This window comes from Chitinophaga sp. 30R24 (assembly GCF_049056765.1).
Taxonomy (GTDB): Bacteria; Bacteroidota; Bacteroidia; order Chitinophagales; family Chitinophagaceae; genus Chitinophaga.
On sequence record NZ_JBJGXX010000001.1, the window covers coordinates 765,876 to 786,546 of the forward strand.

21 protein-coding genes and 1 riboswitch are annotated in these 20,671 nt (G+C 44.9%); of the genes, 14 read left to right on the forward strand and 7 right to left on the reverse strand.

Features of this window, described 5'->3' with window-relative positions; all coding sequences use genetic code 11:
• Positions 1-68: 68 nt before the first annotated feature.
• The 7 genes from ACDQ55_RS03115 to ACDQ55_RS03145 all read left to right on the forward strand — a co-directional run bounded on the left by ACDQ55_RS03115 (position 69) and on the right by ACDQ55_RS03145 (position 4,724).
• Positions 69-464 (forward strand): nuclear transport factor 2 family protein, encoded by a 396-nt coding sequence (locus ACDQ55_RS03115; protein WP_420979620.1) that lies wholly within the window; start codon positions 69-71, stop codon positions 462-464.
• A gap of 11 nt (positions 465-475) precedes the next feature.
• A complete protein-coding gene (locus ACDQ55_RS03120) occupies positions 476-886 on the forward strand; it encodes a hypothetical protein (protein ID WP_420979621.1) in 411 nt (136 codons plus the stop codon).
• Positions 887-898: 12 nt separating this feature from the next.
• A complete protein-coding gene (locus ACDQ55_RS03125; RefSeq protein WP_420979622.1) occupies positions 899-1,585 on the forward strand; it encodes an NUDIX hydrolase in 687 nt (228 codons plus the stop codon).
• 122 nt (positions 1,586-1,707) lie between these two features.
• Positions 1,708-2,619, forward strand: a complete 912-nt coding sequence (locus ACDQ55_RS03130) for an NUDIX domain-containing protein (RefSeq protein ID WP_420979623.1) — start codon at positions 1,708-1,710, stop codon at positions 2,617-2,619.
• Positions 2,620-2,630: 11 nt separating this feature from the next.
• On the forward strand, positions 2,631-4,046 hold the full coding sequence (locus ACDQ55_RS03135; protein WP_420979625.1) for a nicotinate phosphoribosyltransferase: 1,416 nt from the start codon (positions 2,631-2,633) through the stop codon (positions 4,044-4,046).
• A 106-nt stretch (positions 4,047-4,152) separates the two neighbouring features.
• Positions 4,153-4,368, forward strand: coding sequence for a hypothetical protein (locus ACDQ55_RS03140; protein WP_420979626.1), 216 nt, complete (start codon positions 4,153-4,155; stop codon positions 4,366-4,368).
• Positions 4,362-4,724, forward strand: coding sequence for a hypothetical protein (locus tag ACDQ55_RS03145; protein WP_420979627.1), 363 nt, complete (start codon positions 4,362-4,364; stop codon positions 4,722-4,724). Before ACDQ55_RS03140 ends, ACDQ55_RS03145 begins: the two co-directional genes overlap by 7 nt.
• Positions 4,725-5,032: 308 nt before the next feature.
• Here the strand turns inward: ACDQ55_RS03145 and ACDQ55_RS03150 are convergent, their stop codons facing one another.
• The 6 genes from ACDQ55_RS03150 to ACDQ55_RS03175 form a co-directional block, all read right to left on the reverse strand.
• Positions 5,033-8,215 carry an efflux RND transporter permease subunit gene (locus ACDQ55_RS03150; RefSeq protein WP_420979628.1) on the reverse strand — a complete coding sequence of 1,061 codons (3,183 nt, stop codon included), beginning with the start codon at positions 8,213-8,215 and terminating at the stop codon, positions 5,033-5,035.
• Between the two features lie 39 nt (positions 8,216-8,254).
• On the reverse strand, positions 8,255-9,325 hold the full coding sequence (locus ACDQ55_RS03155; RefSeq protein WP_420979629.1) for an efflux RND transporter periplasmic adaptor subunit: 1,071 nt from the start codon (positions 9,323-9,325) through the stop codon (positions 8,255-8,257).
• Positions 9,326-9,372: 47 nt separating this feature from the next.
• Complete coding sequence (locus ACDQ55_RS03160; RefSeq protein ID WP_420979630.1) at positions 9,373-10,731, reverse strand: TolC family protein; 1,359 nt, start codon at positions 10,729-10,731, stop codon at positions 9,373-9,375.
• A 24-nt stretch (positions 10,732-10,755) separates the two neighbouring features.
• Positions 10,756-11,367, reverse strand: a complete 612-nt coding sequence (locus ACDQ55_RS03165; RefSeq protein ID WP_420979631.1) for a TetR/AcrR family transcriptional regulator — start codon at positions 11,365-11,367, stop codon at positions 10,756-10,758.
• A 15-nt stretch (positions 11,368-11,382) separates the two neighbouring features.
• Positions 11,383-11,988 carry a TetR/AcrR family transcriptional regulator gene (locus ACDQ55_RS03170; protein ID WP_420979632.1) on the reverse strand — a complete coding sequence of 202 codons (606 nt, stop codon included), beginning with the start codon at positions 11,986-11,988 and terminating at the stop codon, positions 11,383-11,385.
• Positions 11,989-12,247: 259 nt separating this feature from the next.
• Entirely contained in the window at positions 12,248-13,507 is a 1,260-nt protein-coding gene (locus ACDQ55_RS03175; protein WP_420979633.1) for a pyridoxal phosphate-dependent aminotransferase, read from the reverse strand.
• A 384-nt stretch (positions 13,508-13,891) separates the two neighbouring features.
• Between ACDQ55_RS03175 and dnaN the strand changes: the two genes are divergently transcribed.
• The 3 genes from dnaN (at position 13,892) to ACDQ55_RS03190 (ending at position 16,436) form a co-directional block, all read left to right on the forward strand.
• Positions 13,892-15,010 (forward strand): DNA polymerase III subunit beta, encoded by a 1,119-nt coding sequence (gene dnaN / locus ACDQ55_RS03180; protein WP_420979634.1) that lies wholly within the window; start codon positions 13,892-13,894, stop codon positions 15,008-15,010.
• A gap of 293 nt (positions 15,011-15,303) precedes the next feature.
• A complete protein-coding gene (locus tag ACDQ55_RS03185; protein ID WP_420979635.1) occupies positions 15,304-16,137 on the forward strand; it encodes a sterol desaturase family protein in 834 nt (277 codons plus the stop codon).
• A 47-nt stretch (positions 16,138-16,184) separates the two neighbouring features.
• Complete coding sequence (locus tag ACDQ55_RS03190; RefSeq protein ID WP_420979636.1) at positions 16,185-16,436, forward strand: hypothetical protein; 252 nt, start codon at positions 16,185-16,187, stop codon at positions 16,434-16,436.
• A 79-nt stretch (positions 16,437-16,515) separates the two neighbouring features.
• On the opposite strand, the gene ACDQ55_RS03195 is transcribed toward ACDQ55_RS03190, so the two are convergent.
• On the reverse strand, positions 16,516-16,986 hold the full coding sequence (locus ACDQ55_RS03195; RefSeq protein ID WP_420979637.1) for a lipocalin family protein: 471 nt from the start codon (positions 16,984-16,986) through the stop codon (positions 16,516-16,518).
• Between the two features lie 39 nt (positions 16,987-17,025).
• Positions 17,026-17,129: riboswitch (TPP riboswitch) on the forward strand.
• 52 nt (positions 17,130-17,181) lie between these two features.
• On the opposite strand from ACDQ55_RS03195, the gene thiS reads away from it, so the two are divergent.
• The 4 genes from thiS to ACDQ55_RS03215 all read left to right on the forward strand — a co-directional run bounded on the left by thiS (position 17,182) and on the right by ACDQ55_RS03215 (position 20,649).
• Positions 17,182-17,385: a sulfur carrier protein ThiS gene (gene thiS / locus ACDQ55_RS03200; protein WP_420979638.1), complete on the forward strand. Its 204-nt coding sequence runs from the start codon at positions 17,182-17,184 to the stop codon at positions 17,383-17,385.
• An 84-nt stretch (positions 17,386-17,469) separates the two neighbouring features.
• Positions 17,470-19,323: a phosphomethylpyrimidine synthase ThiC gene (gene thiC, locus ACDQ55_RS03205; protein ID WP_420979639.1), complete on the forward strand. Its 1,854-nt coding sequence runs from the start codon at positions 17,470-17,472 to the stop codon at positions 19,321-19,323.
• Positions 19,244-19,921: a thiamine phosphate synthase gene (locus ACDQ55_RS03210; RefSeq protein WP_420979641.1), complete on the forward strand. Its 678-nt coding sequence runs from the start codon at positions 19,244-19,246 to the stop codon at positions 19,919-19,921. The genes thiC and ACDQ55_RS03210 overlap by 80 nt, the downstream gene beginning before the upstream one ends.
• Positions 19,897-20,649: a hydroxymethylpyrimidine/phosphomethylpyrimidine kinase gene (locus tag ACDQ55_RS03215; RefSeq protein ID WP_420979642.1), complete on the forward strand. Its 753-nt coding sequence runs from the start codon at positions 19,897-19,899 to the stop codon at positions 20,647-20,649. The genes ACDQ55_RS03210 and ACDQ55_RS03215 overlap by 25 nt, the downstream gene beginning before the upstream one ends.
• Positions 20,650-20,671 lie beyond the last annotated feature (22 nt).

The following is a 20,671-nucleotide window of genomic DNA, read 5'->3' on the forward strand; positions in this document are numbered from 1 at the left end:
AGCTTATTACATATAGTTGCGAAATGTATATATTTTCGCAGATAATTTAATTTATCCCTTTAATTTAAATGGACGAGAAACTGGCGCTTATATACCGGTACTTTCAACTGCTGGAAACTTTTTCAGCAGACCCCGTGGAGTTTGCCAGGATCTTTCATCCGAATATCATTCAGACGGAATATCCAAACCAACTCTCGAATGAAATTAAACAAAGGAACTTCGACATCATGCTGGAAAGCGTGACAACCAACAGGATCATCCTAAAATCACAACACTTCAGTGTGTTGAAAGTAGTAGAGTCTGGCAATACCCTGGTGGTAGAAGCCAAATGGACCGGCGAGATAGGTGTGGATGCAGGCCAGTTCCGCCGCGGACAAATTATGAAAGCATTTATCTGTACCATCATAGAATTCCGGGACGGCAAAATTTACCGCCAGCGTAACTATGATTGCTATGAACATTAAAGCACATCACCATGAAAAAGATATTATTTCTACTAGTTGCTGGCACACTGCTTTTTGCGTGTAATTCTTCCCGTAACAATGAAAACCACACAGACAGGTCGGCCTACGACGTAATCAACGAGAAATGCTACGTATACCGTGAATTTAAACCTGCCGGCGATTCACTTACCGACTCTGTACTGTATATCAGGAAACAAATCACCGACTACCTGGACCAGCATCAATTTAAAGCACACCCTGCTGCCAAAGACAGCCTGCTGTTCCACCGGACCAACGGACAGGAAGTGATGATAGAACTGCCTACACCACAAGATATATGGGAACAAAACACTATCATCGTTTTTGATCCGCAAAAAAATCCTTTGTTCGTAAATTTACATAAGGGTACTGCCCAGATCGAACAATACATTCAAGCTAAATAATCCGATAAGAGTTTGCCGATTATACAGAACATCAGATTAACCGTAGATGCGGTAGTTTTTGGATATATTCCCAAAGAAGGCATCGTAGTACTGCTCATTAAACGTACTATAGAGCCTTTCCTGCATAGCTGGGCGCTTCCCGGTGGCTTTGTACTGGACGAAGAATCGCTTGAAGAAGCCGTTACCCGCGAACTGCTCACGGAAGCAGGCGTAAATATTAACTACCTGGAACAACTGTATACCTTTGGCTTGCCCGGCCGCGACCCACGGGGCAGGGTAGTATCTATCGCCTATTTTGGCCTGGTAAATCCTACCAACTTTAAACTGGCCGCCAGCTCCGACGCGGAAGACGCCAATTGGTTCAACATCAAAGAGCTTCCAACCCTAGCCTTCGACCACGCTACCATTATAAAAGTGGCTGTACAACGGCTGCGGAATAAGATCCGCTATGAACCCATTGGCTTCGAATTACTTGATAAAAAGTTCCCCATCGCAGACCTCGAAAAACTTTACGAAACCCTGCTGGACCGCTCAATAGACCGGCGCAACTTCCAGAAAAAGATCAACCATCTGGGAATACTGATTGCACACAACGAAAAACAGAAACAGGTATCCCAAGGCCGGCCTGCCAAACTATTTAGTTTCGATGAGGAAAGGTATTTTAAGTTGAAGAAAGAAGGCATGACATTTGAGATATAACACATATTATCAATCAGTTACGATATCCCCGACGCTTATTTTGTGTATTTTTTACAAAAAATATTTTGTGGTCTAAAAATGCCCATATATATTTGTGTAACAATTACACAAAATAAGCGGATATGCAAAACGCCAAACCCACAGGAGTAATTATAGCCAGGTTCCAAACACCTTCCCTCCACGAAGGCCACCTGGAGCTAATACGGCAGGTAAAACAACAGCACAACCGTCTGATTATCATACTGGGAGTAAGCCCAGTAAGGGGAAGCCGTAAAAATCCACTCGATTACTATACACGTGAACGGATGATCAAACAACAGTTTCCGGAAATCGTTGTACTGCCACTAAGCGATCAGAAAAGCGACCAGGTATGGTCTCAGAAACTGGATGAACTGCTGCACAACAACTTCCCCCACGAAGGCTTCTTGCTATACGGCAGCCGTGATAGCTTCATTGGCATTTACAACGGCAGATACAAAACAACAGCTTTGCCTCCCATAAAAGACTACAATGCTACCGCTATGCGGGAGGCCATATCAGATAAAGTATTTGATACGGAAGAATTCCGCGCCGGCATTATTTATAATACTTATAACCTGTTCCCTTCCGTGTATGCAACCGTAGACATTGCAGTATTCCGGAATAATAAAACAGAGTTGTTGCTCGGACGTAAGCCCAATGAAAATAACTGGCGCCTGCCAGGCGGCTTCTCCGACCCTACAGACGAAAGCTTTGAAATGGCCGCTGCCAGAGAATTGCAAGAAGAATGTGGCCCTATAAAAACTACCCCTATGGAATACGTAACATCACTGCGGGTAAACGACTGGCGCTACCGCACCGAAATAAACAAAATCATTACCAATCTGTTCACTACAAACCTGGTATATGGTGAACCCCAAGCCGGCGACGACCTCGCCGAATTACGCTGGGTAGCGGTAACGGATATACCTAATTTAATCGGTAGAGGAGAAATCAATGATACACATATTCCACTGCTTACAAAACTTACTGAAAAATATATCCAACAAGACTAAAATTTTGAGATATGACAAAGGAAAACCTGATCCTACTGGCCGATGCTTACAAATATTCCCACCACAAACTGTATATCCCCGGTACCCAATATATCTATTCCTACCTGGAAAGTCGTGGCGGTAAATTTGACGAAACCGTATTCTATGGCCTACAATATTTCCTGAAAGAATACCTGAGCGGAGAAGTATTTACTATAGAAAAACTGGACGAAGCAGAAAAAATGCTGGTAGAAGTATTTGGCCGCAACGATGTATTTGACCGTAGCCGCTTTGAGTATATCATCACTAAACATGGTGGCAGATTACCGGTAAGGATAAAAGCTGTGCCCGAGGGCACCGTAGTACCTGTGCGCAATGTACTGATGACCATAGAAAACACAGATCCCGAATGCTTCTGGCTTCCTAACTTCCTGGAAACACTCCTGATGCAAGTCTGGTATCCCTCTACCGTAGCCACCCTCTCCCGGGAAATTAAAAAGGTGGTGACAAAATATTATGAAGACACTGCCAGCGTTGCTTCATTTGCCGGCATCAACTTCGTGTTGAATGATTTTGGTTTCCGGGGCGCCAGCTCACCAGAAAGCGCAGGGATAGGCGGTAGCGCCCACCTGGTCAACTTTGCCGGCAGCGATACCCTTCCAGCCTCCGTTTTTGCCAAAAGATATTACCATGCACCTATTGCTCCGGGGTTCTCTCTACCTGCTACAGAACACTCTGTATGCACCCTGCTGGGAGAAGAAGGAGAACTGGAAATTTTCAAATACATCCTGGATACTTACCCCACCGGAGTCATTGCCTGCGTATCCGACTCCTACAACATATTCCGTGCTTGTGAAGAATACTGGGGCACTGCGCTCAAAAACCAGATCCTGAAAAGGAAGGGCACGCTCGTTATCCGCCCTGATAGCGGCGATCCGGTAAATACACTCCTCAAGGTATTTGAAATACTGATGGATAAATTTGGTTATACTACCAATGAAAAAGGTTATAAAGTGCTGCCGCCACAAGTACGTGTTATACAAGGCGATGGTATCAGTTACTCTTCCATCCCCGGCATCTTCGAAGCATTAAAACAGGCTGGCGTAAGCGCTGAAAACCTGGCGCTGGGCATGGGCGGCGCTTTACTACAACGCGTAAACCGCGACACGCAGGAATTTGCCTTTAAATGCTCTTATGCCATCATAAACGGGGAAGCCGTTAATGTACATAAAATGCCGGTAGAATTGGATGCCAATGGTCACTTACGTACCTCTTTCAAAAAATCTAAATCCGGTAAACTAAGCCTCATCCACGAAAACAATCAATTTAAAACAGTAGAAGAAACTACCGTACCTGATACTGCAAATATGCTCCAAACCGTGTTCGAAAATGGAAATGTGATACGCGAATACACCTTCAATGAAGTGCGTGGAAAAGCAGCTTTGTAAGCTACGTTTATTTCAAATGCAGCTCTCTCAGGTCAACAAAACACGCAAGCAATTTCCCCTGCGTGTTTTGCTTTGCCCCTTTGGATGAAATGTATAATTTCATGGCATGTTTTTACTCATACCCGGCCGTCACCACCTGCTGACGGACATTCAAGTCAAATACCTGAACCGCCTGATCAAATGCAGGCTGGAAGGTGAACCAAACATGCATGGCGAGCCTATGCCGGCACAGGAAATTGAAGGCGTTATTTTCGCCGTTACCTCTGCCAACCACCTGGGCACCAAACGGAATCCTGTACCTTTTACCTCCGCGCCATGGTGATACAAGAGTTTTCAAATTCCCTGGAGACGCCCGTATTTGTATATGGCATTGATGACGTAGGCGTAATCCCAGATTTTGCTGAATATACGGTAAAGACTATACGTCATTCCAGCGAAGGCGTACATGCCCTTACCCCCGTAAATACACTCGTAGTTTGCTCCACCGCCGTAAAAGAGATGTACCTGGCGCATGGATTCAATGTATTACCGGCAGAATGGGACCCGGAAACCCAACAGTTTACACAACCCATGCCCTGGGATGAGATTATCACGATAACTGGCTCAGTGAAATGCATGAAACCTTCTGCTTCTGGAACTACAACGATTGGAAAAATGCACTGGAAGCAGCAGGGTTAAGGTTAGACAATCTTTCCCATACCTACCGTAATGAATGGATCGTGAATAACAGGTTGGAGGGCAAGGTACAACTGATGCGCCCGTGCAATAATGGAGTACCTTCGCCTGTTCCTTTTCCTGTGTCACATATGTTATTACTGGCGAGAAAATAAAGCGCCGGCAACTTAAATCAAAACTACTCACAGAGAGGAAAATAAAAATGTGAAAAGGAAAGAATTCCTTATTAATATCAAAGAAAAAGAAAGCCGGAGTAGGATTACTCCGGCTATTACCTAAACCTACAACTGTTACACTGTTAGTAACATATCTTAATTCGTATGAATTTCATTTAACGGCACTTCTTCGTAAGCAGCTACCATCCGCTGTCTGATATAACGTTTGGCAGAGAGCTTACCAATGCCAAATTTCGCCATAATCTTATCTACGATCATATACACCACTGGTACTACAATCAACGTTAGGAACATAGAGCTGATCAAACCGCCTATGATTACCCAAGCCAAACCATTCTTGGTAGAAGCCACCCCGCCGGTTGCCAGTGCAATCGGCAACATACCGATCACCATAGCAATGGTAGTCATCAGGATAGGACGTAAACGGGCATTATTGGCATGCACCAGTGCCTCGAAGGTAGTTTGGCCTTGCGCCTTCATCTGGTTGGTAAAGTCTACCAGGATGATCGCATTCTTCGCCACCAAACCGATCAGCATGATCATACCCAGGATGGTAAAGATATTCAGCGTATTGTTGGTGAGCGCCAACGCCAGTAAGGCGCCGATAATCGCCAGAGGAATAGAAAACAATACTACGAACGGATAAATATAATTATCGTACAGGGCTACCATGATCAGGTATACCATTACAATAGAGATCAGCAAAGCGGCACCCAGTGTACCAAAGGAATCACCCTGATTTTCTGCATCCCCGCCAAACACATAACTGATACCTGTAGGCTTGCCCATTTGAGTCAACTTAGCGGCAAACTCCTGGGTAACAGTACCGGCAGGCCGGCCCATTACCTGTGCTTGTACAGATACAGAAGTGTTCTTATCCCTTCTTTCCAGATGGCTGGGGCCCGAGCCTTCAGTAACTACAGCAAATTGCGACAATTTGATCAGCTGGCCCTTATCATTCATGAATTGTATATTGGATACATCATCCAGATTCTTTCTGTTGAAATCATCAAAACGCATGTTGATATCATATTCATAATCCCCCTGACGGAACTTCACCTTAGAATCGTCGGCAGTTCCACTGAAAGCAGTTTGCATGGTACCGCCCACTACATCCAGTGTAAGTCCCAAAGCAGCCATCTTATCACGGTCTACCTGTACGTTGATCTCAGGATTACCTTCTTCTACAGACAGTTTCACTTCTGTAGCACCGGCAATGGTTTTCAGGGTATCCTTAGCTATATTGGCGAATTTCATTACGCTATCCAGCTCTGTACCCATCACAATCAATTCTACCGGCGCCCTTTCAGCCATACCCAGAATACTTACATTGGTCGTTTTTACCTTTACGCCAGGTAAAATAGACTTCAATTCTTTCTTGATCTTCGCTGCATAAATATCGGAAGCGTCTGCACGTTTTTTGGGATCTACGAGCATAACGGTGATTTCAGATTTATAGGCAGTAGATTGGGCGTTACCAAAACCATCCTCACTGGTCTGGCCTACAGTAGTAATTAAGCGGGATATCTCCGGCTTTTTGTCCAGGTATTTTTCCGCTGTACGCGTTGCCTGGTTACTTTGCTCTACCGAAGCGTCTTTCGGCATTTCCAGCATCACAATAAACTGTCCACGGTCGCCGGTAGGGATAAACTCTCCACCAATATACCCCTTACCAATCAGCATAAAGGACGCAAACAGCAATCCTATCGCAACAATCAGGGTAACAGCCTTATGATGTAACGCCCATTTCAAGATATCGGTCATCCAATCAGTGAAACGCTGCAACTGATGCTCAAACCAGAGGATAAATTTCTCGAAGGCATTCTTGCCGGTAATATGTTCCAGCCTACCAAAGCGGGAAGACAGCAGGGGTACAATCATAAACGACGACAACAAACTGAGCATCGTGGAAATCATTACCACTACGCAAAACTCGCGCAGGATCTTGGATACCAGCTCGTTGGTGAGAGAGATAGGCAGAAACACCACCACAATCACCAGGGTAATAGAGGTAACGGTAAAGCCTATCTCCTTTACGCCATCAAAAGCAGCGCGCACCCGGTTTTTACCCATCTCCATATGACGGTAAATATTTTCCAGCACCACAATCGCGTCATCTACCAGTATACCTACTACCAACGACAACCCCAACAGCGACATCAGGTTCAGGGAGAAGCCCATCAGCTTCATACCAATAAACGTGGCTACCAGGGAGGCAGGGATGGAGATCATTACAAAGATGGCACTACGTATACTATGCAGGAACAATAACATTACTGCCGCTACCAGCAGTACCGCCAGGATAAGGTCATGAATCACGGAATCGGCAGATTCCAGGGTAAAGTCAGAAGAATCATTAGCCACCAGTATTTTCAGGTCGTTAGCAGCATAATCTTTCTCTATGCTGCTGATGGCCTTTTTCATTTCTTCGCTCACCGTTACTGCATTAGCATCGGTTTGCTTCTGCACCTGCAAGGCAATCGCATTTACGCCATTTACACGGGCAATGCGGTCTGCATCTTTCTGGGTATCCTGCACATCTGCCACATCTGCCAAACGCACTTGTGTTCCGTTTGTAGTGGTTTTCAGCACCAGATTGCGCAGTTGGTCTACATTTTTGTACTTACCTGCCAAGCGGATCAGGATCTGCGCATCGCGGGTTTTTACCTTACCGGTAGGAAAATCAAGGTTGGCATTGGTAATCAACTGCCGCACCTGCAAAATAGACAAATTAAAGGCCTGCAATTTCTTCGGGTCTATATTCACCTGGATTTCCCTTTCCTGGCCACCAACCAACGATACCTGGGCTACGCCGGGTAAACGTGATAATAAAGGCTGTAGCTTTTTATCTACCAGGTCATAAAATTTTCCGTCATCCATGTTAGCAGTGGCAGATAAAGTCATGATAGGCAGGTCTTCTATAGAGAATTTATTGAGTGACGGTGGTTTTGCATCTCCTGGCAGATCTGCGAGGATAGCATTTACCTTACGCTGCGCATCCTGCAGGGAAAGGTCCACGTTCGCATCATTGTTGAGCTCTACGGTAATAATAGAAAGGCTTTCAGAAGATTTGGAAACGATCTTTTTGATCTTTTCCATAGAAGCAATCGCATCTTCAATCTTCTTGGTAATAGTACTTTCTACTTCATTGGGAGAGGCGCCGGGGTACACTGTAGCAATAGTGACCACCGGGGAGCTGAACTTGGGCAATAACTCATAGTTCAGCGATTTATAACTCATCACGCCCAACAGCGTGAGGATGGTAAATACCACCACCACTATGGTAGGTCGCTTAATTGATACTTCAGTAATCTTCATGTTGCAAAAATTTGGTCAAACACCAGATACATTTCCCGCTTACTTATTGTCGTTTTGAACCGATACTGTGGCTCCTTCTGTCAGGTTAATTTGGCCACTGGTGATCACCGTTTCGCCTTCACTGAGGCCTTCTCTGACTTCTACCTGATCGCCTACAATACGGCCGGCTACCACTTTCCGTTTCCTGGCTGCCTTACCATCTAGTACATATATTTCATTACTGTTTACACCGCCAATAAAGGCTGTACGGGCAATGAAAATAGTTTTATCTACCGCCGGATTCACGAAATGCGCGGTACCATACATACCGGCTTTCAGATCTTTGCCGGGAATATTATTTACTTCCATTTCAACCGGATAGTTGAGGGAATTATCACCTTTGGCGGCAATAAAAGTGATGGTGCCCTGGTATTTTGTTTCAGGAAACACGTTGGATGTAACTTCCACCTGCTGACCCTTTTTCAAGTTCACTACTTGTCCTTCCGGAACAGATACCGCCAGCTTGAGGCGGGACACATCTACAATATCGAACATCTTATTGCCTACGGAGAGGTAAGCCCCTTGTTCTATATATTTTTTGTTGATGATACCAGAGATAGGCGCTTTTACATAAGTATCACTTACACGGCGACTGGCTGCTTCATACCTAGTTTTGGCTACTTCATACTGCAAACGGGCATCATCCATTTGTTTCTGGGTAACACCACCTGTCTGAAAAGCGCTTTCATATCTTTCCTTATCTACTTTCAATTGATTGAGGTTCACCTTAGCAGATGCCAGATCGGTGTTTACGATCTCACCATCCAGGTAAGCAACAGGTTGCCCCTGTTTTACCACGCTGCCTTCATCTACCAACAGTTTGGTGACACGGCCGGCAGCTTCTGCGAGGTAAGATAGCTCACGGATAGGCGCAAAATTACCATTGGCCAGGAAACCCTGTGAAAAATCGTTGCGGCTCACTTGCTGCACCAACACCGGAATATCCCCGATATTACTTTGTTTTACAAATTCGATTTTGGCCTCGTTTGCTTTTTTATTGGCATTGAGTTTCCATAAGATCAGTACTACTGCACCTATTGTCACCAGGCTCCAGATTATAAACTTTTTCATCTGCAAAAATAGTTTGTGTGTTCTATGCTTATTTTCGTTTATACATATTAGTTAAGAAGGTCTCTCAAACTTCCTTTGCTTTTAATGGTTTCCAGTTCTGCCAATTTGTATTGCAGCAGGGCTTCATTATAACTGTTCTGCGCGTCTGTCAGGGAAGTTTCTGCATTCAGCAAGTCTGTTAAACCGGCAAGACCAAGCTTGTAGTTATTCTGGGTAGAATAGTATACTTCGTTGGCCAGGTCCACATTTTCTTTTTGCATCGTAATAGTAGACAGATTACTGCGTACCTGTAACTTGGCATTCTCGTAATCGGTGTTGAGCGCCAACTCTGTATCCTCCAGTTGTTTATTGATCTGACGGATGCTCACATTTGCCTGGCTTACTTTAGAGCGGCGGCCAAACCCATCAAAGATGGGAACCTTCAAAGACAGCCCAATAGCAGATGCGCTAAACCAGGTAGTCATATAGGAAGGATCATTCTTCATCAACCACTGGTTACTCATACCATTATAAGAATAGCGGCCAAACAGCGACAGGGAAGGATAATATTCTGCCTGATAGGCTTTCTTCTGGAAGTTCTGCAGCTCCTCTTGCTTCTTCAACACTTTATACTCCGTTCTATTAGCAAGGTTCATATCATCATATTGCAATACGCCGGAAGCTTTGCGCTCAATTTCTTTCAGGGAAGCAGATGGCAAGGTGAAGGCCGACTGCAAAGGCATTCCCATCTGGCGTTTAAGGAGATTAGTCTGGATGGCATACTGGTTCAGTAACTGTGTACGTTGGGTAACGTAGTTAGTGAGATTTACCTTGATGCGGTCCAGGTCTATTTTCTTTGCCAAACCATTGTCGAACTGCGATTTGGTCGCATTCACCAACTCAGTTAATTTTTCGATGTTGCTGTTTACAGTTGTAATTTTTTCCTGTGTCACCAACAACTGATAGTACAACTGCGTAACCGCGTAGATCACATTTTCCTCCGATTGCTGGGTTTGCAGAGTATAGTATTCCTCTCCGGATTTAGCAGCTTTAAGGCCCGTAAATACTGCCTGGTTAAAGATCTGCTGGCTTAGCTCAGCGCCTGCTGTAACATTGTACTTTACACCAAATGCTACCAGAACAGAGCTATCAGCGGGTTTGCCGAATACCTGGCCTGGAATCAATGACTGCTGTAGCTTCAGGTTATCTGTATAGGAAGCATTACCATTCAGTTGGGGTAAAGCTTGGGAACGAACTTCCTGGGTCTTGAACTTACCCATTTCTTCGTCCATTTTAGTTTTTGCCAATTGTTTGTTGTTATTTAAGGCAAACTTCAATGCTTCCTGTAAGGTCAGCTGCGTTTGGGCATAGCCATGGTATACCCCTATCCCCACCAGGAGGATGAGCGTTAACTTTAGTCGCTTCATAAAAAATTAGTTAGCGTAGTAGTTTTATTCTTCTTTTATTTGTAGGTACTGGTTTACAAGTTCATGTCCCTTTGTTGTAGCAATACCCCGTATGAAGTGGGCGGTTACCTGTTCCATAACTATGGGCATTTCAAACTGATCCGATGGATACTGAACCAGGTCAAATGCAGCCTCCAGCTGCAGCTGGCGCATACGTGCTACAATATCTATATGAAGGTGCTGACGGTATAAGCCTTCCGCCATTCCCCTTTTTAAATTCTCCTTGATATTATACAACATACAATCGGCCTTAAAGCTTTCTATGTTGCGCCACGTACCCGGATGGTACTTCTGGATTTCGTACAACATCACGGGATTCAGCGTTTTGGCCAGGTTAGTCACATATTTCATGTTACACACCAACTCTTCAATAGCATTTCCTGTTGCTTGCTGGCACTCCTGAAAATGGGCAGTATGATCGTTTAACAACTGTTGCATCCCTTCATCTATCAATGCCTGTTTATCCACAAAATGCTCGTACACTGTTTTCTTTGAAATACCGCAATCACGTGCTATATCAAACATGGTAACACCTTTCACCCCATATCTCCGGAACATTTTCAAAGCCGTTTCCAATATCCTTTCTCTCACCTCCATTATGCCTTTGTGCTTTTATGCCTTTATCCCCCTTATAAATATTTTCAATAGATGCTTTTGTTTCTCTATTACTGCTGCAAACATTTCGTCATCAAGATCCGTCTCATCACTTATATGATCGGGCACCGAAAAACGCAGGCCCATGGTAGCTTCTACCAGAAGTGCCGATGTTTCCTGCGGGTCTTTTACGTCAAATTCCCCCAAGGCAATACCCGCTTTAATAATAGTAGTATGCAGATCGATTTCCCGTTGTTTGGCTTTCTTTTTTTCTTCCAGGATGAGCCCTGAATTATCTTTCAATATCTTGAAGATTTCCAACCGGCAAAACCTGCTGATAAAAACCTTCCTGATATCTATAATATTATATAATGCTGTAGCAGCAGACGTAACCTCTTTGGCCTCCTTTTCCATCTCCTGATAAAAGGCTTCTGCAATCTTTTCCAGTACCGCCAGATGCATAGCTTTCTTATCAGGAAAGTAATAATACAAGGATGCTTTAGAGCAATGAAGATCATCTGCTATTTCATTCATCGTTGTTTTAGAAGCCCCATAATGTGTAAAACGCTTCAGAGCGGCCTCCAGGATGCGATCCCTCATCTCGTCTTTGGTCTCTGCCTGCATTAACTTTTTGACTTTTTTAGTTTCAAGGTCAAAAGTAGATAGTTTTTTCGAATAAGTAGCATGAATTGATCAGCTAAAAAATAATTTTTCTGATTTCTTTAACAATAATGGAGAAAGAAGCAGGGGAAACCTGGCTAAGGCATCTTTTGATAAACCGGGCATAAAGCACAAAGCGGAACCGGTAATACCGGTTCCGCTTTGTGCTTTAACGAAAGTATAATGCAGAACAGGCGCTTCCACCTGTTCTGGGTAGTGACAACTATTGTAATTCTTCCAGGGCTGTCTGCAGTTTTTCCAACATAGCAGGTATTTCTTCTTTCACGCAAGTACCAACGCTGAGGCGGTACCAGGGCGAATTTTTAGTAGCCCCGAAAGCATAGAAAGGCACCAGGGCCAGTTTAGCTTCATCCAGAATGTAAGAAGTAACGGCTGCCTGATCGGCCAGTACAGTACCATCTGCCTTCTTTTTACCTACCAGGTCAAATTTAATGGTCAGGTAGATAGCAGCCTGCGGAGCGATGGCTTCTACGCGATGGCCTGCCTTGTTCAGTTTATCGAAGCCTTCATAGATTTTCACCAATCTTTCTTCGATTTCACCTTTAAAGTGTTGCAGGTATTTATCTACATTCTCTTTTTGCACGAGATAGCGGGCAGCAGCTTTCTGTTCTGCCATTGGGCTCCAGGCGCCTACGTGAGAAAGGATGGATTTCATCTTACCGATAACGGCAGCGGGGCCTAATGCCCAGCCTACCCTTACGCCAGTAGCAGCAAAAGCTTTACTCATACCATCAATGAAAATAGTGTATTCCTTCATCTCCGGGCGGAGCGCAACTGGGTTATAATGGTGAGTTTCGCCAAAAGTAAGCACCCAGTACATTTGGTCAAACATAACGTACAGTGGCTTCTCGTCGGCGCCCCTGCTTTTATTCTCTTCCAGTACCAGGTCGCAGATATCTTCAAGCTGTTTTTTACCAAAGGTAGTACCGGTAGGGTTTTGTGGAGAGCAAAGTGCCAGGAGGGTAGCGCCTTTCAGGAGCGGTTTCAATTCTTCTGCCGTAGGCATGAAAAAGTTTTCCGGTGTGGTTTCCAGTATCACATGCTCTGCTTCCAGGAAGTGAGCGTAGTGGTTGTTATTCCAGGAAGGAGTAGCATATACCACCTTTTCGCCGCGGTCTACAAGGGTTCTGAAAGTAGCGTAGATAATAGGACGGCCACCACAGGAAATCACGATTTCTTTGGCAGGGTCATAGGAGAGCCCTTCACGTTCCGCTATAAATTCACCCACTGCTTGCCGTAGTTCCGGAATACCATCAGCGGGAGGATAATTAGTCAGGTGCTCCTTATAGGCTGTTATGATTTCCTGTTCAAATTCAACCGGGATAGGAAATACCTTCGGGTCAAAATCGCCAATGGTGAAGTTATATATCTTCTCTCCCTTGGCCTGTTTCTCCTTTATTTCAGCTGCTAACTTAATGATTTCGGATCCAATCAGTGTTTCGGCTAAATGAGACAGTTTCATAACCTGCTTTTTTTTGTTGGTTTTTGGAATAAAATTTTCGCGCGGCAAAAGTAACCGATTTGAAGATAATTTAAAAGAACAGGGTAATTCTTTTCATATTCATTAACAAATAGGGAATAATATTACATCTTATCTAATGAAAGACGGAGCTTTTAATCCTTCTGTTTAGCATTATATTAAAAATAAATATTTGAAACGAGATAAATCGTTGTGTAAAACCACCTTATCTTAGTGTATAAGATGTGATGAAATTAGGGCATGCAACAAAAAATTCTATCTTTGTTTTACTGTACATTTGACCTTTTATGCGAGGTAACATGTTCACCAGACAACGAATCCTGTAGTTACCCATCACAAATAATGATAAGCAAACTTATATAAACCATGAAATTTATTGTTTCTTCCTCTACTTTATTAAAACAATTACAACAGATCAGCGGGGTTATTAATTCCAACACAGTATTGCCTATACTGGAAGATTTTCTTTTCCTGATTGACAAAAATGAACTGACTGTAGTTGCTACTGACCTGGAAACTGTTATGCGGGTGAAGCTGGAGGTGGAAGCCAAGGAAAGCGGACGAATCTGCATCCCGGCAAAGATCCTGATGGACTCTCTCAAAAATCTGCCCGACCAGCCGCTTACTTTTCACATTGATCTGAACTCCTATGCAGTAGAGATCACTTCCGACAATGGTAAGTATAAGGTGATGGGGGAAAATCCGGAGAACTTCCCGAAAGAACCAGCCGCAGACGATACTACTTCCTTTACCATGACCGCCACCGGCCTGGTAACCGCTATTAATAAAACCCTGTTCGCCGTGAGCAACGACGATCTCCGTCCTGCTATGACCGGCGTATTCTTCGAATTGGCGCCAGATAGCCTCACCTTCGTGGCTACCGATGCGCACCGTCTCGTGAAATACGTAAGAACAGATGTAAAATGCCCAAAACCAGACAACTTCATCGTGCCTAAAAAGCCGCTGAACCTCCTGAAGTCTGCCCTGCCAGACAATGATTCCGAAATTAAAGTTGCTTATAGCCAGAACCACTTCTTTGTACAGCACGACGGCGCCCAGATGATCTGCCGCCTTATCGATGCCCGGTTCCCGGACTATAAAGTAGTAATACCAAAAGACAATCCTTACCGCCTCACCGTGGTAAAAAGCGATTTCCAGAACGCCCTGAAAAGGGTAGGCGTATTTGCCAACAAAAGCACCAACCAGGTAGCCCTCAGCATCACCGGCAGCGAACTGCAATTATCTGCCCAGGATGTGGACTTCTCCTTTGAAGGTAATGAACGCATGAACTGCCAATATACCGGCGATGATATGCAGATTGCCTTCAACGCTAAATTCCTTATCGAAATGCTCAACGCCGCAGAAGGCGACGAAATCTCCGTAGACCTGGCCACCGCCACCAAAGCAGGTATCCTCAGACCTTCCGAAAAAGAAGAACATGAAGACCTTCTCATGCTGGTAATGCCATTAATGTTGAATAATTAATGCTAAAGGAAATGGCTATACTGATCTATTAATTTTAGAAAAAGCCAATTACCTGCATATTAATATTTATATATAAAGCAATCTCTTACAAAGAGGTTGCTTTTTTATTTGCCGATAGCCTAAAAGAGCACTTTATTTATTCCCCAAATAATCGTAATTTTTGTGAGGAATTGCGTGACAGGTATTCCTATACGAAAGTAATCACCCCATATCCTCGATGAAGATTTTGTTGGCCTGGACAGAAGAACCTTATAGCGCAGTGTTTTTACAGTCTATATATACTTTACCATCATATGGTAAGCTTTTTCGAACATATTCCACCAGTGTACCGCACAGCCATTCTCGTGGGCGGGCTGTTATTGTTATGGATGATAGAAGGGATAATCCCCCGCTTCCAGTTTCATGGTAATCGCTACCGGCATGCCGGCGCCAACCTGTTTTTCACCCTCACTACTACTATCGTTAATACAGGACTGGCCTTCCTGATCATACGGGCATCCAGGTTTACCACTGGTAACCATTTTGGATTGCTCTACCTGGTACGCCTCCCTCTTTGGCTGCATACAGTACTGGCCTTGCTAATGCTGGATTTAATCGGCACCTGGCTCATACACTGGGTACAACACCAGGTAGGCTGGATGTGGCAATTTCATAAAATACATCACATAGACACGCAGATTGATGCAACTACCGCCTTGCGGCATCACCCCGTAGAAAGCCTGTTCCGGGTAATTGCCCTCGTTGTTGCTATTCTCACCATGGGAGTGCCCTTCTGGATGGTTATGTTCTACCAAAGTCTGTCTGCCTTCATGTCGCAGTTTAATCACGCTAATATACATCTCCCCAAATGGCTTGATAACACGCTCAGTTGGATCATTGTATCACCAGATATGCACAAAGTGCATCATAGCCATTATCAACCAGAAACAGACGCCAATTACGCTAATATTTTCTCCCTGTGGGACCGGCTCTTCCGCACATTCGTGAAAGTGCCGGATACATTGGCCATCCACTACGGACTGGATGAATACCAGGACAACCGGTACCGGGAAATAGGCGTATTACTAAAGGTTCCCTGGGAACAAGCCAGCGGGATCAGAGAAAACGTTAACAGTCAGCAACAGTAGCTTTAAATAAACAATAATTCCTTCACCCGTTCAAAACACGAATACATATGCAACACTCAACCACTTTAACAAAAACAACCTGTATCTCAGCGCTCATTATTGGTGTACTGTCAGCCGCCTTTGCCTTCATCACGAAAATACCAGTAAATGCAATCGCTGCTGGCACAATATCTATCGTAATAGGTATCGTATCCCTCTTTATCGGAAGAAAAAATATTGATGACATGCAACTAGCTGCCGCCGGTATATTCATGGCCGTTGTAGCCTGTTTGGTAGGACTTTGGGGAATTTATAGCTGAGTATCCACCCAGCCATTGGCCAACTGCAGGCATTTAGCAATTACGAAGGAACGCCCTTCTCTATTGCTAAATAGTGACTTTATTGTTTCCGGTATCTTTCCACGTAACCTTCAGCTGCTTTTATAGGAAACAATATCAGAGAAGTATCACTAAGTGCTTTAATAATAGTAGTATCCACGATGGTAGAGGTGTCTTTAACACCTTCAGAGTGATTCCACAATAACAAGGTATCGTGCGTTAGCGCCCATTTTTCATATACTAACGTATACATATTAATGGACCTGGCTATTCCATTCTTTTTTAGTTGAAAGCCCTGCATTTCCTTATCCAGGCCAGCCACAGGCTGCATCCATTTTCCTATGAGCTTGGCTGCATCTATATGCAATGTATCCGCAACAGCAACAATGCTATCAGTAATACCGGCATTGCTGCTGTCTGCGATATTAACCAAAGTACTATCGTCTTGCAAGGCTTCCTTTGCCTCTTCCTTCCTGGAGGTATTACATGCCATCGCCAGCAGCAAAAAACCTATCAAAGTAATTCTTACCATGATTTAAAATTACGAATTACTGATTATTTCTTTACTTTTACCTCACTTTAGGGGTGTTTATCCAATATAACGGATAAACTGAGATGATACCCTCAGTACCTGAAGCAGTTCATACTGCCGTAGGGAAAAGTAACTGAACCTTTCTCATCTTTCCACATCCTTAAAGTTTATTGTTTCACTTAAATTCCAATTTCCATGGAAATCCATGTAAACAATAAACTTTATGCGGTGCAGCCAGGAACAACCATCGCTGCACTCTTACAGTTTATTCAGCTCCCTGCCCAGAAAGGCATCGCCGTAGCTGTTAACAATCAGGTGATACCTAAAAGCGCCTGGGAAAAGCAATCACTATCCACTGCTGATAATATCACTATTATCCGCGCTACACAAGGCGGCTAAACTGTTGCCTTTTTTATTTTTCGTATACCCTGTTCCGTAGTAAATATTACGGAAAAGCTATTCTTGTCTCTAAAAAAACATGTCATGCAACAACCCTCGGCCATTAGCCGCACACCATTTCCTGCGTCAGAAAAAATTTATGTAAACGGGAGCATCCATCCTATTAAAGTAGCCATGCGCAAAATATCACTCACGGATACCCGCTTACATGGCAAAAATGGCGCTTCCGTTCCTAATCCGCCAGTAGTAGTTTACGATACCAGCGGCCCCTTCTCAGATCCCGCCATTCCTATCGACGTTACTACCGGTATACCCCGCCTGCGGCAGGAATGGATCAGCGACAGGAATAACGTGGAACAACTGCCACAATACTCCAGCCCTTTTGTAAGAGACCTCATGAAAGAAGGCGGCAAAATGCCCCTGATGAGCCATACCAACAAACCACTGCGGGCAAAAGCCAGACAAAACGTTACCCAGCTTTATTACGCCCAGCAAGGAATTATTACGCCGGAAATGGAATATATCGCTATCCGCGAAAACCAATGCGCCGAACAACTCTTTCAGGAAAACAACGCCTTATGGCAACAACATAAAGGTTATAGCTTCAACGCACACACACCAGTAAATTTCATTACACCAGAATTTGTACGTCAGGAAGTAGCTGCCGGCAGGGCCATTATCCCCGCCAATATCAATCATCCGGAAAGCGAACCCATGATCATAGGCCGGAACTTCCTCGTGAAAATCAATGCCAATATCGGCAACTCTGCCGTTACTTCCAGCATTGAAGAAGAAGTAGAAAAGGCCGTATGGTCTTGCCGCTGGGGCGCAGATACGATCATGGACCTCAGCACCGGTAAAAATATCCACGAAACCCGGGAATGGATACTGCGCAATTCTCCCGTACCTATTGGCACTGTACCTATTTACCAGGCACTCGAAAAAGTGAATGGAAAAGCAGAAGCCCTTACCTGGGAAATATTCAGAGACACGCTCATAGAACAAGCCGAACAAGGCGTGGATTACTTTACCATTCATGCCGGCGTACTGTTAAGATATATACCGCTCACGGCCAAACGCACTACAGGAATTGTATCCCGTGGCGGCTCCATCATGGCTAAATGGTGCCTGGCGCATCACCAGGAAAATTTCCTGTACACACATTTTGAAGAGATCTGTGAAATCATGAAAGCCTACGATGTATCCTTTTCACTCGGAGATGGCTTACGCCCCGGTAGCATTGCAGATGCTAACGACGCGGCACAGTTCGCAGAACTGGAAACCCTCGGCGAACTAACCAAAATAGCCTGGAAACACCAGGTACAGGTAATGATAGAAGGCCCCGGCCACGTACCTATGCACCTTATCAAAGCCAATATGGACAAGCAGCTGCAGCATTGCCATGAAGCGCCATTCTATACCCTCGGCCCCTTAACAACCGATATTGCTCCGGGGTATGATCATATTACCTCTGGTATAGGCGCTGCTATGATTGGCTGGTTTGGCACCGCGATGCTATGCTACGTAACGCCGAAAGAACACCTCGGCCTGCCTAATAAGGAGGACGTAAGACAGGGTGTGATCACCTATAAAATAGCCGCCCACGCTGCAGATCTGGCCAAAGGCCACCCCGGCGCTCAATACCGCGATAATGCCCTTAGCAAGGCCCGTTTCGAATTCAGGTGGGAAGACCAGTTTAACTTATCGCTCGACCCTGAGACCGCCCGTTCTTATCACGACGAAACCTTACCTGCCGAAGGAGCTAAAGTTGCGCACTTCTGTTCTATGTGCGGTCCTAACTTCTGTTCCATGAAAATTACACAGGAAGTAAGGGAATTTGCGGAACAAAAAGGCCTCGATGAAGCTACTGCCATGGCAACCGGTATGCAGGAAAAAGCCGCAGCCTTTGCTGAACAGGGAGGAAATATTTACCTGTAATGTCATGATCTGGATCATTTCCTCACCCGAAAGCATATACGGAGAAGCGGATATACTCATGTCGCTGCTGGCAGCTGGCGCCCATCGCATTATATTGCGCAAACCCAACTGGCATACCGCGCAATATAAAACACTGTTGGATAACATCGCGCCGGCCTGCTATGCTCAACTGCTAATACGCGATCAACCGCAGCTGGCCACCGATTACCAGCTAGCTGGCGTGCACTGGAGCGGGCACACAAAGGAACAGGCTGTCACCACACCATTCCGAGAAAACAGTACTGGTATCCATCACGCTACAGATATATCCCAGATGGATACACGCTTTAATACCTGGCTGTTAAGCCCTGTATTTGACAGCATTTCCAAACCTGGCTATACCGGAAAATTTGCAGCAGAGGCCATAACAGCAATGCCCTGGCCTCAACAGGGGCAAATATTAGCCCTAGGTGGGGTAGATCATAACAATATACACCTCATTAAACAATGGCGTTTCCACGGCGCAGCGCTACTGGGCGCTATCTGGCGTACGCCGGAAAAAGCCGTGGAAAGCTATCAACATATTCAATCGCTATGGAACAGGAACGACCCTACGTGATGAGTTTCGCCGGCCTGGACCCCAGCGGGGGAGCTGGTTTACTAGCAGACATTAAAACCTTTGAACAGCACCGGGTACAAGGAGCAGGCATTTGTACAGCCCTCACCATACAAACCCCGGCGCAATTCATATCGGTAGAATGGATACCGCTATCATACATACTCGCGCAAGCCAAACCTTTGCTAGCCAGCAATAACGTACAATACTGCAAAGTGAGTATTATGGCAGATGTTTCCTCCCTGCTGGAACTGGTACGGCAATTGAAACAGCTATCGCCTGGCATCCGCATTATTGTAGACCCTGTGCTGAAAGCCTCTGCCGGCTTTGCCTTTCACAATCATATACAGCAACAGGCTTGGCGGGAGCTACTACCGGAAATATACCTGCTCACGCCCAACTACGACGAAGCCCTGCTGCTCACCGGTCTTACAGACGGCGAGCAAGCTGCCCGGACACTGGCAAACAGCTGCGCAGTATTATTGAAAGGCGGTCATCATCAACACCACCAGGGACAAGATACTTTATATACCCAGGAGGAACAGCATGTTTTCCGGCCATCTACAACAACTGTATATCCCAAACATGGCTCCGGCTGTGTATTATCCGCAGCTATCACCGCCGCCCTAGCAAATGGGCAAACACTGCCCCAAGCCTGCTATAACGGCAAAGTATATACAGAAAAATTACTGGCCAGCCACCCATCTTTAACCGGATATCACCATAATTGACCAATATGTCAAATCACAAAAT

Excerpts from the sequence above, each read along its gene's own strand:
- ACDQ55_RS03115 (WP_420979620.1), top strand. The coding sequence starts at position 69 with ATGGACGAGAAACTGGCGCTTATATACCGGTACTTTCAACTGCTGGAA.
- ACDQ55_RS03120 (WP_420979621.1), top strand. The coding sequence starts at position 476 with ATGAAAAAGATATTATTTCTACTAGTTGCTGGCACACTGCTTTTTGCG.
- ACDQ55_RS03130 (WP_420979623.1), top strand. The coding sequence starts at position 1,708 with ATGCAAAACGCCAAACCCACAGGAGTAATTATAGCCAGGTTCCAAACA.
- ACDQ55_RS03135 (WP_420979625.1), top strand. The coding sequence starts at position 2,631 with ATGACAAAGGAAAACCTGATCCTACTGGCCGATGCTTACAAATATTCC.
- ACDQ55_RS03140 (WP_420979626.1), top strand. The coding sequence starts at position 4,153 with ATGTTTTTACTCATACCCGGCCGTCACCACCTGCTGACGGACATTCAA.
- ACDQ55_RS03145 (WP_420979627.1), top strand. The coding sequence starts at position 4,362 with ATGGTGATACAAGAGTTTTCAAATTCCCTGGAGACGCCCGTATTTGTA.
- ACDQ55_RS03150 (WP_420979628.1), bottom strand. The coding sequence starts at position 8,215 with ATGAAGATTACTGAAGTATCAATTAAGCGACCTACCATAGTGGTGGTG.
- ACDQ55_RS03155 (WP_420979629.1), bottom strand. The coding sequence starts at position 9,325 with ATGAAAAAGTTTATAATCTGGAGCCTGGTGACAATAGGTGCAGTAGTA.
- ACDQ55_RS03160 (WP_420979630.1), bottom strand. The coding sequence starts at position 10,731 with ATGAAGCGACTAAAGTTAACGCTCATCCTCCTGGTGGGGATAGGGGTA.
- ACDQ55_RS03165 (WP_420979631.1), bottom strand. The coding sequence starts at position 11,367 with ATGGAGGTGAGAGAAAGGATATTGGAAACGGCTTTGAAAATGTTCCGG.
- ACDQ55_RS03170 (WP_420979632.1), bottom strand. The coding sequence starts at position 11,988 with ATGCAGGCAGAGACCAAAGACGAGATGAGGGATCGCATCCTGGAGGCC.
- ACDQ55_RS03175 (WP_420979633.1), bottom strand. The coding sequence starts at position 13,507 with ATGAAACTGTCTCATTTAGCCGAAACACTGATTGGATCCGAAATCATT.
- dnaN (WP_420979634.1), top strand. The coding sequence starts at position 13,892 with ATGAAATTTATTGTTTCTTCCTCTACTTTATTAAAACAATTACAACAG.
- ACDQ55_RS03185 (WP_420979635.1), top strand. The coding sequence starts at position 15,304 with ATGGTAAGCTTTTTCGAACATATTCCACCAGTGTACCGCACAGCCATT.
- ACDQ55_RS03190 (WP_420979636.1), top strand. The coding sequence starts at position 16,185 with ATGCAACACTCAACCACTTTAACAAAAACAACCTGTATCTCAGCGCTC.
- ACDQ55_RS03195 (WP_420979637.1), bottom strand. The coding sequence starts at position 16,986 with ATGGTAAGAATTACTTTGATAGGTTTTTTGCTGCTGGCGATGGCATGT.
- thiS (WP_420979638.1), top strand. The coding sequence starts at position 17,182 with ATGGAAATCCATGTAAACAATAAACTTTATGCGGTGCAGCCAGGAACA.
- thiC (WP_420979639.1), top strand. The coding sequence starts at position 17,470 with ATGCAACAACCCTCGGCCATTAGCCGCACACCATTTCCTGCGTCAGAA.
- ACDQ55_RS03210 (WP_420979641.1), top strand. The coding sequence starts at position 19,244 with ATGAAGCTACTGCCATGGCAACCGGTATGCAGGAAAAAGCCGCAGCCT.
- ACDQ55_RS03215 (WP_420979642.1), top strand. The coding sequence starts at position 19,897 with ATGGAACAGGAACGACCCTACGTGATGAGTTTCGCCGGCCTGGACCCC.